At 74.4% G+C, this 13621-nt stretch carries 15 protein-coding genes; 7 read left to right on the top strand and 8 right to left on the bottom strand.

Annotation, left to right across the window (positions count from 1 at the left end):
* Positions 1 to 83: 83 nt before the first annotated feature.
* On the bottom strand, positions 84 to 950 hold the full coding sequence (locus AB0J10_RS02720; protein ID WP_363057054.1) for an EamA family transporter: 867 nt from the start codon (positions 948 to 950) through the stop codon (positions 84 to 86).
* Positions 951 to 1355: 405 nt separating this feature from the next.
* Here AB0J10_RS02720 and AB0J10_RS02715 point away from each other — a divergent pair, with 405 nt between their 5' ends.
* Positions 1356 to 1682: a plasmid stabilization protein gene (locus AB0J10_RS02715; RefSeq protein ID WP_363057053.1), complete on the top strand. Its 327-nt coding sequence runs from the start codon at positions 1356 to 1358 to the stop codon at positions 1680 to 1682.
* 271 nt (positions 1683 to 1953) lie between these two features.
* Positions 1954 to 2259 (top strand): hypothetical protein, encoded by a 306-nt coding sequence (locus AB0J10_RS02710; protein ID WP_363057051.1) that lies wholly within the window; start codon positions 1954 to 1956, stop codon positions 2257 to 2259.
* A 61-nt stretch (positions 2260 to 2320) separates the two neighbouring features.
* Here the strand turns inward: AB0J10_RS02710 and AB0J10_RS02705 are convergent, their stop codons facing one another.
* Together AB0J10_RS02705 and AB0J10_RS02700 are read right to left on the bottom strand one after the other, a co-directional pair.
* Complete coding sequence (locus AB0J10_RS02705) at positions 2321 to 2857, bottom strand: hypothetical protein (RefSeq protein ID WP_363057049.1); 537 nt, start codon at positions 2855 to 2857, stop codon at positions 2321 to 2323.
* Between the two features lie 13 nt (positions 2858 to 2870).
* Positions 2871 to 3455, bottom strand: a complete 585-nt coding sequence (locus tag AB0J10_RS02700) for a GNAT family protein (RefSeq protein ID WP_363057047.1) — start codon at positions 3453 to 3455, stop codon at positions 2871 to 2873.
* Between AB0J10_RS02700 and AB0J10_RS02695 the strand changes: the two genes are divergently transcribed.
* Positions 3454 to 3645, top strand: coding sequence for a hypothetical protein (locus AB0J10_RS02695; RefSeq protein WP_363057045.1), 192 nt, complete (start codon positions 3454 to 3456; stop codon positions 3643 to 3645). The two genes, AB0J10_RS02700 and AB0J10_RS02695, sit on opposite strands and share 2 nt — an antisense overlap.
* Positions 3646 to 3874: 229 nt before the next feature.
* Entirely contained in the window at positions 3875 to 5254 is a 1380-nt protein-coding gene (locus AB0J10_RS02690; RefSeq protein WP_363057043.1) for an FAD-binding oxidoreductase, read from the top strand.
* A 63-nt stretch (positions 5255 to 5317) separates the two neighbouring features.
* Here the strand turns inward: AB0J10_RS02690 and AB0J10_RS02685 are convergent, their stop codons facing one another.
* Together AB0J10_RS02685 and AB0J10_RS02680 are read right to left on the bottom strand one after the other, a co-directional pair.
* Entirely contained in the window at positions 5318 to 5914 is a 597-nt protein-coding gene (locus AB0J10_RS02685; protein ID WP_363057041.1) for a dihydrofolate reductase family protein, read from the bottom strand.
* 179 nt (positions 5915 to 6093) lie between these two features.
* On the bottom strand, positions 6094 to 6327 hold the full coding sequence (locus AB0J10_RS02680) for a hypothetical protein (protein WP_363057039.1): 234 nt from the start codon (positions 6325 to 6327) through the stop codon (positions 6094 to 6096).
* Between the two features lie 373 nt (positions 6328 to 6700).
* Between AB0J10_RS02680 and AB0J10_RS02675 the strand changes: the two genes are divergently transcribed.
* Both AB0J10_RS02675 and AB0J10_RS02670 read left to right on the top strand, forming a co-directional pair.
* The gene (locus AB0J10_RS02675) at positions 6701 to 7693 is read left to right on the top strand and encodes a hypothetical protein (protein ID WP_363057037.1); all 993 of its coding nucleotides are present in this window, start codon (positions 6701 to 6703) and stop codon (positions 7691 to 7693) included.
* Between the two features lie 191 nt (positions 7694 to 7884).
* Entirely contained in the window at positions 7885 to 8130 is a 246-nt protein-coding gene (locus AB0J10_RS02670) for a hypothetical protein (protein ID WP_363057035.1), read from the top strand.
* A gap of 164 nt (positions 8131 to 8294) precedes the next feature.
* On the opposite strand, the gene AB0J10_RS02665 is transcribed toward AB0J10_RS02670, so the two are convergent.
* On the bottom strand, positions 8295 to 9944 hold the full coding sequence (locus tag AB0J10_RS02665; protein WP_363057033.1) for an FAD-binding oxidoreductase: 1650 nt from the start codon (positions 9942 to 9944) through the stop codon (positions 8295 to 8297).
* 58 nt (positions 9945 to 10002) lie between these two features.
* Here AB0J10_RS02665 and AB0J10_RS02660 point away from each other — a divergent pair, with 58 nt between their 5' ends.
* On the top strand, positions 10003 to 10665 hold the full coding sequence (locus tag AB0J10_RS02660) for a TetR/AcrR family transcriptional regulator (protein ID WP_363057031.1): 663 nt from the start codon (positions 10003 to 10005) through the stop codon (positions 10663 to 10665).
* A gap of 128 nt (positions 10666 to 10793) precedes the next feature.
* Here AB0J10_RS02660 and AB0J10_RS02655 read toward each other — a convergent pair whose 3' ends face one another.
* Positions 10794 to 12407 carry an FAD-binding oxidoreductase gene (locus tag AB0J10_RS02655; protein WP_363057029.1) on the bottom strand — a complete coding sequence of 538 codons (1614 nt, stop codon included), beginning with the start codon at positions 12405 to 12407 and terminating at the stop codon, positions 10794 to 10796.
* 194 nt (positions 12408 to 12601) lie between these two features.
* The gene (locus AB0J10_RS02650; protein WP_363057027.1) at positions 12602 to 13591 is read right to left on the bottom strand and encodes a GNAT family N-acetyltransferase; all 990 of its coding nucleotides are present in this window, start codon (positions 13589 to 13591) and stop codon (positions 12602 to 12604) included.
* Positions 13592 to 13621 lie beyond the last annotated feature (30 nt).

Here is a 13621-nt window from a genome sequence, read left to right as displayed (position 1 = left end):
GGTCCGTGCCGCGGTCGAACCACACTCAGTCCCGCTGACCGGCTCCCGTCCACACCGCCGCGTCCGGTGAGGCGGACCCCCACTCAGCCCAGGGCGATCAGGACTACCGCCGCGCCCGTGCACAGCAGCCCCGCGATCTGCACGGCGGTGGGGCGCTCGTGGAGGAGGACGACGGCCAGGACGACCGGGACCGCGGGGTACAGCGAGGCCAGGACCGTCGCCAGGGCCAGCAGCTGGTGGAGGGTGGCGGCCTGGTAGAGCACCAGGGCCACCGCGCCCATCGAGCCGACCGCCAGTGCCGGAAGGACCAGCCCGCGGGGCAGGCGGAGGGTCGCCCGGGCCGCCCGGGCCATGAGGGCGATCGTGACCGTGGCCGTGGTGCGGGCGGCCACGATCGGCCAGAGGCCCGCGGCCGGGTCGATTCGGGAGATGGCGAGGAACTGCACCGCGAAGCCGACCCCCGCCAGCAGTCCGAACCGTGCGCCGGCCGCGGTTCCCCCCTCCTCGGGGCGGTCGCTGCGGGAGACCAGCCACAGCGCGGGAACCGCCGCGGCGACGCCCAGCCAGGCGAGCGGACTCGGCCGGTCGCCGAGGACGACGACGCCGACGAGTACGGGCAGCGTCACTCCGCCGACACTGCTGAGCGGCGCCACCACGCTCATCCGGCCGGACGCCAGCCCCCGGTACAGGTACGCGACACCGATCCCGGTGCCCACCCCGGACAGCGCCCCCCACCCAAGCGCGCCCGACGTGACGTGCGAGGCCGTCAGGACCGGCGCGTCCGCACCCGCCAACGGCGTCACGACCGCCACGGCGAGCATCAGGACGATGCCGCCGACCTGCCCGAACGCCGCGACCGCGTAACTGTCCGCCCGCCTGGCCAGCAGACCGCTGAAGAAGTGCACGAGCCCGAACAGCAGCGCGGCGCTCAGCGCGAACAGTTCCGGCATCCATGCCCTCCCGGCACCCGTCCCCGCCGCGCCCCGGTCGTGGGCCCCACGCGGGGAGCCGCCTGGCGGGCCGTCAGCCCACACCATAGTGCGCGCGGGTTTCCGGGCCGGCGGGCGATGTCCCGGCGCCCACTCGCGTCGCCGCTCGGAGAGTGACGGGGCGATGTGCCTCCACGTCCCCGCGGCCGCCTCCCCGCCGCGGAACGGATCCGGCCACGGCGCCACCGCCGGGGTCTGACCCCGGCCCACCCGTTCCCCGGCGTCCGTCGGGCCGGCTGCCGCCGGGCCGGTGTGCCACCGGTGGCACACGGCGTCGCGAGGGTTGAAACTCGCACAGGGGGAACCCGTCCCGGAGAGGGCCCACGTCCGGCTCTGCGAGTGACCGTCGCCGAATGGGAGCACGTCATGCCTGCTGGATCCAGCGCCAAGCGGGAGCGCCAGTACGAACACATCAGGGAGGGTGCCGAGAAGCGGGGTGCCCCGCCCTCGCGCGCCAAGGAGATCGCCGCCCGCACGGTCAACAAGGAACGGGCCCGCGCGGGCGAGTCCAGGACCGCGAGCAGGACCTCGACCGAGGACCGGAAGTCCGCCTCCCGGCGCGGTGGCGAGCGGTCCCACCGGGGAGCGCAGGGACCGACCAGGGACCAGCTCTACGCAGAGGCCAGGAAGAAGAACATCGAGGGCCGCTCCTCGATGAACAAGGACGAACTGCGCCGCGCACTGGGACACTGACGCCCACTGCGCAGGCCCGGAACCCGGCCGCACCCGCCGTGGGCGCTCGTCCGCCGTACGCTCGAAAGTGTCCGGGCGAGGAGTGTGACGGCCCTCGTCCGGACCCGGACGGCGAGGTGACGCCACGCGGGCGCGCCGGTTACCGGCCGGGACGCGGATCCCCGGCGTACGGGGGCGATGAGCGGGCATCCGCACCTCGGACGCCCCGTGACGGGGCGGACGCGCAGCGCGGAGGAACCGGGTCGGGGACACGACGGAGGCTGGGGGCGGAGTGCCGGAGGAGAGGCGACTGTCGGCGCGCGAGATCGCGATGCTCGACCAGGTCGAGGCCGGACTGCTCGCCGGGCGGCCCGCCCGGCGGGGAACCGGCGGTCGCGAGGTGCTCCTCGTGGCGGCGGCGGTGGCGGCGGCGACGGCGGGTGTGCTCTTCCTGTGGGCTGCCGCCATCCGGTCGTCCGGCATCGGGCTGACCGCGGTGGCCGTGTGGGTCACGGCAGTGCTGCTGGTCTCCCGGCGTCTGGGGCACGGTCCGGAGGTGTTCCGGCCCTCTGGGCCGTTCCCCTGCCGGCCGTGGTGAGGCGGCCGGCGCCCGGTGGCCCCGCTGCGGCACGGCCCGCCCCGGGCCGTGCCGCGGGGCGTCAGCCGTCGAGCGGCAGGACGTCCGGCACCTGGGTTCGCAGGAGCAGCCCGTCCGCACGGACATTGCACTCGTTGATCGTGCGGGAGACCTCCCGCACGACGCCGCTCCGGCTGTGCAGCCGCAGTGTCACCGTGACCTCACCGAGCCCCCGGCGCGGCCCGTCCATCTCGGCGAACGACCGGTAGAGGGAGTTGGGCCAGCGGTCGGCGTCGTCGTCCCGCCAGAGCCGCACGGCAGGGTCGCTGAACCGGCAGGGCTGGCCGCCGTGCGGCTCCTGCAGCAGCGAATGGCTCAGGGGCAGCGTGCCGAGAAGAGGAACCAGCCGGGAACGCAGGTCCTGGTTCTCGACGAAGCGGTACTGCTGCCACTGCCTGCCACCGGGGACGGTCATGCGCAGCGTGACGAGCAGGAAGGGGTGCCCGCCGGAGGACGACTCCGGGGAGTCCGGACGCCATTGCGGCCATGATCTCGACGAGGCCACCGTTGCCTTTCCCCCGCCTTCTCGGCCGTAGCGCCGCCCTTGCTCGGTCTCCACCGCTCGGATTATGTCATCCCGTCAAAGTCCGGGAGACCGGCCGATCCCCGTTCGCCGCCCGCCATTCCGGGGCGAGCACGGACCAGATCTCCATGTCGTGGCGCTTCCCCCGGTACGGGTAACTCTCGCGCAGCACCGCGTCCTTCGTCATTCCCAGCCGCCGGGCCACCGCGATACTGGGCTCGTTGCCGGACGAGACCCACCATTCGACGCGGTGGATGCCCCTTTCCCCGACGGCCCAGTCGATGAGCACACGGGCGGCCCGCGTGACGAGCCCGCGGCCCGCGGCCGAGGGCTCCAGCCAGCAGCCCGCCTCGGCGGTGCCCTCGGCGACGTCCATGGTCCGGAGGATGACGGCGCCCACCAGAACGCCGTCCCGGCGGATGCCGCAGATCCGGCCCGTGTCGGCCGCGGTCTTCTCGGCGTACGCCCGCAGGAACGCCCGGCTCGAGTCCAGATCAGTGACCACGTCCGGCAGCCCGTTGAACCGGCCGATGAAATCCCGCCCCCGGTCGATGTGGGCCAGGAACTCCTCGGCCTGCCACGGCTCCAGCGGTCCGAGCTCCGCGCCGTCGTCACCCAGGGATATCGCGTACATGGTCACCTTCCACCACCGGAACCGGGCATCCGTCCAGGGGATCCTCGCACGGGTGGGGCCGCACCGGACGGGGCCGGTGGGCGACCGGCCCGCACCGGCCGGTCCGCGCGGGGTCGGCCACCGGATCGCCGCGGTGTGCTGTGCCGTGCTCATCGTGCTCATCGTGCTCTTCGGCCTGACGACCCCGTGAGCGTTCGTCCCGCCGGCCGGGCCGGGGTTCGCCGCCGTCGGTGGCCGCCTCCGGGCCGTTCCGGGCCGCGGGCGTCCGCAGGGGCGGGGTAAAATGGACGACGTACCCGCCGCCACGGGCCGGGTGCCCATCGGGCCCACGGATCACGCCGGTTCCTCGCGGCCGCACCTCGAGCCCCGCTCGAACCGCAGCCGAGGACGGCCCCAAGGCGCAAGTCCTGGAGCCCGCGATGCGTGAACAGAGGCAGGCCGGAGCCGTCGAGGGGACCATCGTCCGGCGGGGCGACGACGCCTACGAGGCGGTTCGCTCCGCGATGGTGTGGAACCGCCTGAAACCCGACCGCTTCCCCGAACTCATCGTCCGTGCCGCGTCCGAGCGGGACGTCCCCGCCGCCGTGCGGCTCGCCCGTTCCCTCGGCCTGCGGATCGCCGTACGGTCCGCGGGGCACAGCTGGTGCGGGTCGCCCGTGCGCTCCGACGGCATGCTGCTCGACCTCTCCGGGCTCCGCCGGTACGCGATCGATCCGGGGTCCGCGACCGCGTCCGTCCAGCCGGCCGTCACCGGCCGTGAACTGGTCCCGGCGCTCGCCGAGGCGGGCCTGGCGTTTCCCACGGGGCACTGCGGGACGGTCGCCCTCGGGGGATATCTGCTCAGCGGCGGGCTCGGATGGAACTCCGGCGCGCTCGGCCCGGCCTGCCACAGCGTCGAGGAGATCGAGGCCGTGACGGCGGACGGCGAGACCGTGCGGTGCAACGAGCATGAGAACGCCGACCTGCTCTGGGCCGCGCGAGGTGCCGGCCCCGGCTTCTTCGCCGCCGTCACCCGCTTCCGACTGCGCCTCCACCCGGCGCCCGGGGCCATCGCGACGACCACGTACGCATTCCCCCTGGCGGACGTCGAGCCGGTCTGCCAGTGGGCCACCGAGATCTCACACGAACTCGAACCGTCCGTGGAACTCGCCCTCACTCTGGCCACGGCGGCCCCGTTCATGACGGACGTGACGCCCCGCCCGAAGGTCGTCACCGTCACGGCGACCGCCTTCGCCGCCGACGCCGAACACGCCGACGAGGCCCTGCGCCCGCTCGGGAACTGCCCGTTCGCGGACGGCGCCGTCCACCACCGGGCACCCGGACCGACGTCCTTCGCCGCCCTCCACGACACCGCCGACGTCCTCTGGCCGTCCGGGCTGCGCTACGCCGCCGACACCCTCTGGTCCGACGCCGACTTCGCCGCACTGCTCTCCCGACTCGGCGACGCCGTGCGAGAGGCCCCCTCCCAACGGTCCCTCGTCCTCGCTCCGTTCGCCCCGGCGTCCCACGACGGCGACCTGCTGCGCGACATGGCCTTCTCGGTGCTCGGCGAGACCTGCGCGGTCCCCTACGCCATCTGGGACGACCCGTCCGCCGACGAGGCCAACACGAGGTGGCTGCGCGACGCGACGGCCTCCGTGGAGCCACTGGGCACCGGCCACTACGTCGCCGAGGCCGACCTCACCGCCCATCCGGCGCGGGCGGAGCGCTCGTTCAGGGCGAACGACTGGGAGCGGCTGCAGAATCTCAGGGCCCGCCACGACCCGCAGGGTCTGTTCCACACCTATCTCGCGCCGTGACCGGGCCCGGCTCTCCCGCCGGGAGGCCGGGGCGCCGGCCGGGACGGTGCACGGCCGGGCCGGCTACTCCCCGGCGGCCGGCCGGTAGACGCACACGTGCACACCGGTGCCGCCGGTGACCGTGGAGACCAGCTCCAGGGAGTGCTTGCCCCCGTCGCCGGGGAAGATCGTCTTGCCGCCGCCGAGGAGCACCGGCATGATCATCAGCCGGAGTTCGTCGACCAGTCCCTCGGTGATGAGGGTCCGGGCCAGGGTCGGGCTGCCCATCACGACCAGATCGCCGCCCTCGGCGTCCCGCAGTTCCCGGATCCGGTCGACGGCCGCCTCACCGGGGATGCGCCTGGTGTTGTGCCACGTCAGCTTGTCCTCGCCGAGCGTCTGCGACACGACGTACTTCGGGAGCGCGTTCATCCTGTCGGCGAACGGGTCCCCGGCCCGCTCCGGCCACGCGCCGGCCATCGTCTGCCAGGTGCGGCGCCCGAACAGCAGCCCCTCCGCGCTGCTGAGCGCCTCGTCGAACGCGCGACCCACCGTCTCCGGGTCGAAGAACGGATGCGACCAGCCGCCGTGTGCGAAACCGCCGTCGGTGTCCTCCTCGGGACCGCCCGGTGCCTGCACGACGCCGTCCAGGCTGATGAACTCGGTGATCACGATGCGCATGGGAGTGGCTCCTCTTCCTGCTCCGAAGGACTACGTCAAAGGAGACGGTGCGCAACGTGAAAAGTCATCGCACGCCGCTCGGCCCAGCGGAGTGACATGGAGCACAGTAGGGCGTGTGGAGGGGGTGCACGGGGCCTTGCGCCACCGGCGGAACGCGGGCCGCGTCCGCGCGGAGCGGCTCAGGCGTGGTCGGCGAGCTCCGCGACCCCCTGCTGGCGGGCGCAGTGCGCACAGCAGTAGAACTGCCCGTCGGCCTGCAGTCCGTGGCCGAGGATCCGGCACTGGCAGTTCTCGCAGATCGGTGCCATCCGCTGGGCCGCACACTCGATGCTGTCGAACGTGTGCACCGCTCCCGCGGCGTGCACCTCGAACGACATCTCGTAGTCGTTGCCGCAGACTTCGCACTTGGCCATGGCTGTGCCCTTCGAGCTCTGGGGGGTACGTGCCTGGAACGTAGCGAGCGGCCGGTACCGGACCCCGCCGACACGGACGAACGCACGGCCGACGGGCCTACACGCACCACCCGCCCGGCCCCACCCGGCGCGAGAGGTCCGCGCCCAGTCCCACGAGCGCCCACCCCCCACGAGCGCGCGTGCCCGCGAGCCGCAGGCGCACGCCGTACGCCCGTCCCGACGGGTGCGCGCCCCGACCGGGCACCGGGTGTCGGGGGCCCGCACGTGTCGGGCCCGGCGGTACGGGGGCGACTGGTATGCCTGTGACTGGTTTCTTCACATTTCGTGCCGCAGGGGAGGCGGTGGGGCGGGACCGGACGAGAGGGGAAGTGTCATGGGTGAAGCGCATCCACCGGGCCGCGGTGCCGTGGGACGTACCGGTACGGTGCTGGCCGCAGCACTGGCGGCGACGCTGGTGTGGACGCCCGGCGCCTTCGCGGCCGATCCGTTCGGCGGCGGCGGCGCGCCGTTCGCGCAGGCGTGGGGCGACAACGAGGACGGCCAGCTCGGCACCGGTGACAACGCCGGCAGCCCCGTGCCCGTCGCCGTCCCGGAACCGGCCGGCATCAGGAGTCTCGCCGCGGGATTCGCGCACAGCCTGGCCCTGCTGGAGGACGGCACGGTGTGGGCGTGGGGTGACAACGACAACGGCCAGCTGGGCAACGGAACCCTCGACGACAGCACCATCCCCGTCCAGGCGTGGGGCGTCACCCGGGCCAGGGCCGTGGCCGCGGGCGGTGACCACAGCCTCGCGGTGGTCGGGGAGGGCCGGGTGCTGTCCTGGGGTGACAACTTCTCCGGGCAGCTGGGCAACGGCACCAACATCGACAGCACGACCCCGGTGGAGGTCCGGGCACTCACCGGGGTCACGGCCGTCGCGGCAGGACTCGGCCACAGCCTCGCACTGGCGGGCGACGGCACGGTGTGGGCCTGGGGCGGCAACGCCTCGGGGCAGTTGGGCAACGGAACCCTCGACGACAGCACCATCCCCGTCCGGGTGCGGGGCCTGCGCGGGGTGACGGGCATCTCCACCTCGGAGGACCACAACCTCGCCCTGACCTCGTCCTGCGGCTGCGGCCACTCCGGTCTGCCGAGCGGGCCGTCCTGCCGTTGCGGCGGCCGGCCGGGCGGGCTCCCGGGCGGAGGCGAGGACGACGCCGGCGACAAAGTCGGCCCTGGTGGGGTCGTCCACGCCTGGGGCGGGAACGGAGAGGGCCGGCTCGGCAACGGGGCCACCGCCGACAGCAACGTTCCCGTGGCGGTGACGGCCACGAGCGGCCGGGTGGGCCTCATCGCGGCGGGCGGCGAGCACAGCCTGGCGGGCTGAGCACCCAGCGGCACCGGGACGTACGGGCGGCCGGAGGACCGCACCTGGGACCCGTCATGGCCGTGCCGGCCTCCCCGCGGTGCCGGCGCGATCCCGCTCCGGCACCGCCGGGCCCCGATCCGGCCGGACCACCGGCGCGCCCCGGGACCCGGGCCGCGGCGGCCGGTGGCCCCGGAGGTAACCTCCCCCGCATGAGCAAGCGTTCCCGTGGTCGTGAATGGCCCCCGCAGGTCGAGGAACTACCGCCCCCCGCCGACCTGGCGCATCACGGAGCGCTGCAGATCACCGAGACCGACTGCGAACGCTGCGGCACGCGTCTGTCCGGCCTCAACGGCCGTTACGCGTGCGGGGTGTGCGGGTGGACGAACCCGTGGAACGACGGGCACCGCGATCTGCCGAGCGCCGAGGAGGACCCCGACCACCCGCGCCGGCGGTAGTCCGCGAAGCCGGTGGGGCGGCCCTCCCCTTCGACCTCCTCCCCGCGTCGCGCGGCTCGCGCGGCTGCCTCGTCCGCGCGGTCGTTCGGGACCTGTGCGCCTGTCCGGTCCGGCGCGGACCGGCCACCGCGGAGCGTGCCGATGCCGCGTCGGACGAGGGGCCCTCAGGCCGGAGCCTTTCCGTCCCGCACCGTGCCGGGCCGGTCGACGGGATCGAGCAGAACGCCGGGGTTGAGGATCCCCGCCGGGTCCAGGACCTGTTTCGCAGCGCGCAGGGCGAGCGCGAACGGTTCAGGACGCTGGCGGTCGTAGCCGGGGCGGTGGTCCCGTCCGACGGCGTGGTGGTGGGTGACGGTCGCGCCGAGATCGCCGAGAACCGCGGTCGCGGCCGTCTTGAGGTCGTCCCACACGGCGACCTCGCTGCCGCGTCGCACCGCGGCGATCACGGTGAAGTACGGTGCGGCGCCGTCCGGATAGAGGTGTGTCAGACGGCAGTTGAGCATGGCCTCGGCGCCCGTGGCCTGCCGTACGGCGGCGCCGAGTTCGCGGCGCACGGTGTCGACGAGCAGCGGGAGCCGGTCCCAGGTGCACGCGGTCTCGAAGGTCTCGCTGATCACGCTCATCCGGGCGAGCGCGTCGCGCATGTACGGCATGCGCAGGAACGCGGACCGCCAGGTGCCCGCCGCCGCGTCGCCGCCCTCCCCGCCGGCGGGAGCCGGTAGGCCGCCGTGGTCCCGGGTGAGCTCGACGAGCTCCGCGAGTCGCCCGTCCACGGGCCGGTCGGCAGCTTCGACGCCGAGGATCAGCGCGCTCCGGCCGCCGCCGGTGACCCGGGCCAGGGCGGCCTCCCCGGGGTCGAGCAGCCGGCAGTTGGCGGGATGCAGCCCGGACTGGGCGATCGCGCGCACCGCGCTCAGCGCCGCGTCGAAGCCGTCGAAGAACACCGTGGCCGAGGCCTTGTGCCGGGGACGGTCCTGCAGGCGCATCCACGCCTCGGTGATCACTCCCAGGGCGCCCTCGGAGCCCAGGAACAGGCGGTCCGGCGACGGACCCGCGCCCGAACCGGGAACTCTCAGCGAATCGTTGACGCCCGCGGGCGTCACCACCCGCAGCGACTCCACGAGATCGTCGATGTGGGTGTGGAGCGTGGCGTAGTGGCCGCCGGCGCGGGTGGCCAGCCAGCCCCCGAGTGTGGAGAACTCGAAGCTCTGCGGGAAGTGGCGCAACGTCAGTCCGTGCGGCCGGAGGTGGTCCTCCAGCGCGGGACCGAGGATTCCGGCCTGGATCCGCGCCGCACGGCTCACCCGGTCGATCTCCAGCACCCGGTCCAGTCCGGACAGGTCCATCGACACGACGCCCCGGTGCGGACCGGCGCGGTACTCGACGCCGCCGACGACCGAACTCCCCGCCCCGTAGGGCACGACGGCCACGTCCGCACCCGACGCCCAGTCCAGGACGTCCGCCACCTCCTGCTCCGACCGGGGACGGGCCACCAGATCGGGCGCGGGTCGCAGATCTCGGTACAGGGCCCGTACGACGTCGCGGTACGCCTTGCCGTAGGTGTGGCCCGCCCGTTGCTCCGGCGCGTCCGACATGAGGTGTCCGAGCGCGGACGGCGCCGCGACACGGGAGGCGGGCAGGTCCAGGTCGGCGATGCCGGGCACCGGCAGCGGGGTGTCCGCCGCGCCGGGCACCAGGGCTCCGAGGGCCGTGCACTCGCTGTCCGGCAGGGCCTCCTCCTCGGTGCCCCAGCCCCACCAGGAGCGACGGGGGCGGGGGCCGGCGGACGGGGAGGCGGGGCTGAGGAGATCCATCGATCTTCCCTCTCAGTAATTTACCGCTAGGTAATTTACCGCAACGTATAGTGCTGTCATGGGTACTGCAAGAGGTCCGGCGGCCGCCGCTTCCGGCGCGGGGCGCGACGGACGCGGCGCGGGCACGAAGGGCGTACCGCGTGCCCGCCGGGAGGAACAGATCGTCGCCGCGGCGACGGAGGAGTTCGGCCGCAGCGGGCACGCCGGCGCGTCCATGGTGGCGATCGCCCGGCAGGTGGGCGTCACCAAACCGATGCTGTACACCTACTTCGGCTCCAAGGACGGCCTCTACCTGGCGTGCCTGGAACGCGTCGCCGCCCGGCTGCTCACGGCGATCGAGGGTGCGATGACCGCCGCCCGGCCGCCTTCGGCCGCGTCGCCGGCACACGCGGTCCTCACGGCGCTCTTCACCGCCCTGGAGGGCCAACGCCACGCGTGGTTCGTGCTCTACGACCGGACGCTCCCGCCCGGATCGGAACTCCGCTCGGCCGCCCAACGGCACCGGGCTGCCGTCGACGACCTCGCGGCCGAGGGCACGGCCGCGCTGCTCGGGCGCGGCGGCAACAGGGACCCGCTCGACGCGGACGCCCTCAAGCACGTCTGGACGGGCACGGTCGGCGCCCTGGTCGGCTGGTGGATCTCGCACCCGGAGCAGTCCGCGGGGGACATGAGCGCCCGCTGCGCGCGCCTGCTCTCGGCGGTTCGCGACGACGTGTACTGACCCTCCCGCCCGGACGCCACGGCAGCGGGCCCCGGCGTGCCGCCCCGAACGGTGCGTCCGGTCCCACTCCGCCGGCGCGGGCCCTCGACGCGCCACGGACCGCCTCCCGCCCGGCGGCGGGCCCCGGCTCAGAACGACTGCGGGTGGCGGAACAGCCGTTCCGGGTCGTACGTCTCCTTCACCCGGGCCAGCCGCTCGGCGTTGGCGCCGAAGTACGCACGGCGCCAGTCACGCAACTTGGGGTCGGTGTAGTTCTGGTACGCCCGGCCGCTCGCCCACGGCCGCATCGCCGTGTGCGTGCCGTCGAGCCACGCCTGGTGCCGGTCGACCGTCGCGGCGGCCGCGTTGTCCGGCCAGGACACGATGTACTGCGCCAGGAACAGCGCGTCGCGGTGGACGAAGGCCGTGGCGGCCGGCCCGACCCGTCCCACCGCGCCGCCCAGCGCGTCGAGCGCGACACTGCCCGCGCCGCCCCCGGAGAGAGCGGCCAGCCGCTCCACCCGGCCGAGCAGCGCCCTGACCCCGTCGGCCGGGATGCGCCTGGTGTAGAAGTCCGAGCGCGCGGCGTACGATTCGCGAGCCACGCGTCCCTGCGGGTCGCGTCCGGGCAGTGTGCCCTTCTGATGGGACTGGGCGATGGTGAGGCCCGACACGCCGCCCATCACCTTCATGGCGTCCATGAAGGGCCGGGTGCGCACCGACTCCGTCCGCGCCGGCGCCCCGACGGCGTCGGCCAGCCGGTCGAGGCGGTTCTCCAGGTCGCCGCGGCCCGTGAGCGCCAGGCCCCCGACCCGCACCGACCCGGGCCTGCCGCCCACCGGAGCGGAGAGGTGCAGATTCGCCCAGATACCGTCAGGCGCGGTGGGCGCCCACTTCTGCCACTCGCGCACCACGGCGGCGGCCCGCGACCACGGCCAGCTCAGGAAGAACGTGGTGCACCGCGGCGCCGCGTGGGTGCGCATGCGCAGCTCGGTGACCACGCCGAACCGGGCGTTGCCGCCCCCGCGCAGGGCCCAGAACAGGTCCGGGTCGTGCGCGGCGTCCACCGTGCGTATCCGCCCGTCGGCGGTGACGATCCGGGCACCGACGACACTGTCGCTGGTCAGGCCGTAGGCACGGCTGACCACACCGATACCGCCGCCGAGCGCCAGCCCCGACACCCCCACGGTGGGACAGGACCCCGCGGGCACGGTCCGCCCGCGAGCCGTCAACCGGGCGTAGACGTCGATGAGTTTGGCCCCCGCGCCGATCGTCGCGGTCGTCCCCGACAGTGAGATGCCCGCCATCCGCTGGACGTCCACGACGAGGCCCGGCCCCGAGGACCATCCCGCGTAGGAGTGGCCGCCGCTGCGCACCGCGACCGGCACCCGGTGACGCCTCGCGAACTCCAGGCAGCCGCGGACGTCCTCCGGACGGGCGCAGTACGCGACCGCGGCCGGCCGCAGCCCGTCGAAGCGGGGGTTGAACAGCTTGCGGGCGGCGTCGTAGTCACGGTCGCCGGGCCGTACGAGAGACCCGTCCAGCCCACGGGCCAGCGCCGTCCAGTCCCCGGCCCGAGGCGCGCCGGGGACCCGGGGAGCGGGCCTCGCGCGCGGGGGCGCGGCGGGCGCCCCCGCGGCCCGACTGCCCGCCGCCAGTCCCAACCCGGCGGCGACCCCCGCCCCCAGGACGCCGCGCCGGCTCAGCGCCCGCACCTTCTCGCCGTCGGAGCCCGTCCGCTCCCCGTCGCTCCACCGCACCACGCCGCGCCCCTCGCCCTTGCCGTCGTTCGCCGTACGGTGGGGAGGATGGCGCGCGGGCCGCGGAGGTTCCGCCAGGCGGGGCGCACGCGACAGTCGCGGCGGGGCCCGCCCTGCCGGTTCCGTGCGGCGGCCGCGGCCCCGTGACATGGTGGGACGGCCGCGCGCAGGGGTGCTGCCCGCAGTCGCCGGCCGCGTCAGCCGAGGGAAGCGGCGCGGGCGGTGCCACGGGCCGGGACCGGGAGCGCCGACTCCCAGGTGTCGACGGCGAAGTCGAGGGTCATGCCGTGGCCTTCGTACAGGGCGAGGGCCCCGCTGCTGTTGTCGGTGTCCACCCCGAGGCCGATCCGGTCCCGTCCCATCGCCGCGTAGTGCCCGAAGGCGTGCCGCAGCAGATGGCCCCCGAGCCCCCGGCCCCGGGCCTCCCGCAGGACGCCGAGGTTGCCGATCCAGCCAGAGGAGGAACGGTTGTTGTGCGTGCGCACCGCCGCCGCGTCCCCCACGCCGTCGACCTGCGCGATCCACACGAGCGACCAGTCGGCCCGGTCGCCGTCGATGTCGTCGTACCACTGCTCGTACGTGCGCGGCTGGAAGTCGAAGTGGTCGGCGAACGACGCCTGGAGCAGGGGATGGGCGCGTCTGCGGTCCTCCTCCGCCGTGCAGGTGCGCAGCGTCACGCCGGGCGGGGGCGCCGGCACCGGGTCGGCGGCGGGTGACAGCGGGCGGGTCAGCACGTTGTAGCGGCGGACCGGGCTCCAGCCACGTCCGCGCAGGGCGTCCACGTCCGTCGTCGGCTTGGTGTTGAGGTGCATGTGCACCACGGCCCGCGACGCGCCGTTGAGCGCGGCACGTTCCACGGCGCGGGCCTCCATCAGGTCGAACAGGTGGCCGACGGCCTGCTCCCGGTCGGGGAGGGTGTACTGGTCCATGTCGATCCGCTCGTGGCCGGAGTCGTCCCACAGCAGCCCGTACCCGACGAGCCGGCCGCCGTCGAACAGCAGCCAGGAGTCGCGATCCAGGTCCACCTCCGGATGCTTCAGATCGGCTTCGACCTCGGTCAACGAGGTGTCGGGGCGGCCGATTTCCAGCAGGTCGATCTCATTGAGGAGGGCGCACACGGCCTCCGCGTCGTCGAGCGTCGCCGGGCGCACGGTGGTACCGGGCGGCGGGGTGGGGTGCGTGGTCATGAGGCCAACTGTCGGCCGCCCCGGGCCGGC

The organism is Streptomyces sp. NPDC049887, assembly GCF_040656535.1.
In the GTDB taxonomy this organism is placed as follows: domain Bacteria; phylum Actinomycetota; class Actinomycetes; order Streptomycetales; family Streptomycetaceae; genus Streptomyces.
This window is presented reverse-complemented; position numbering and strand designations above follow the sequence as displayed.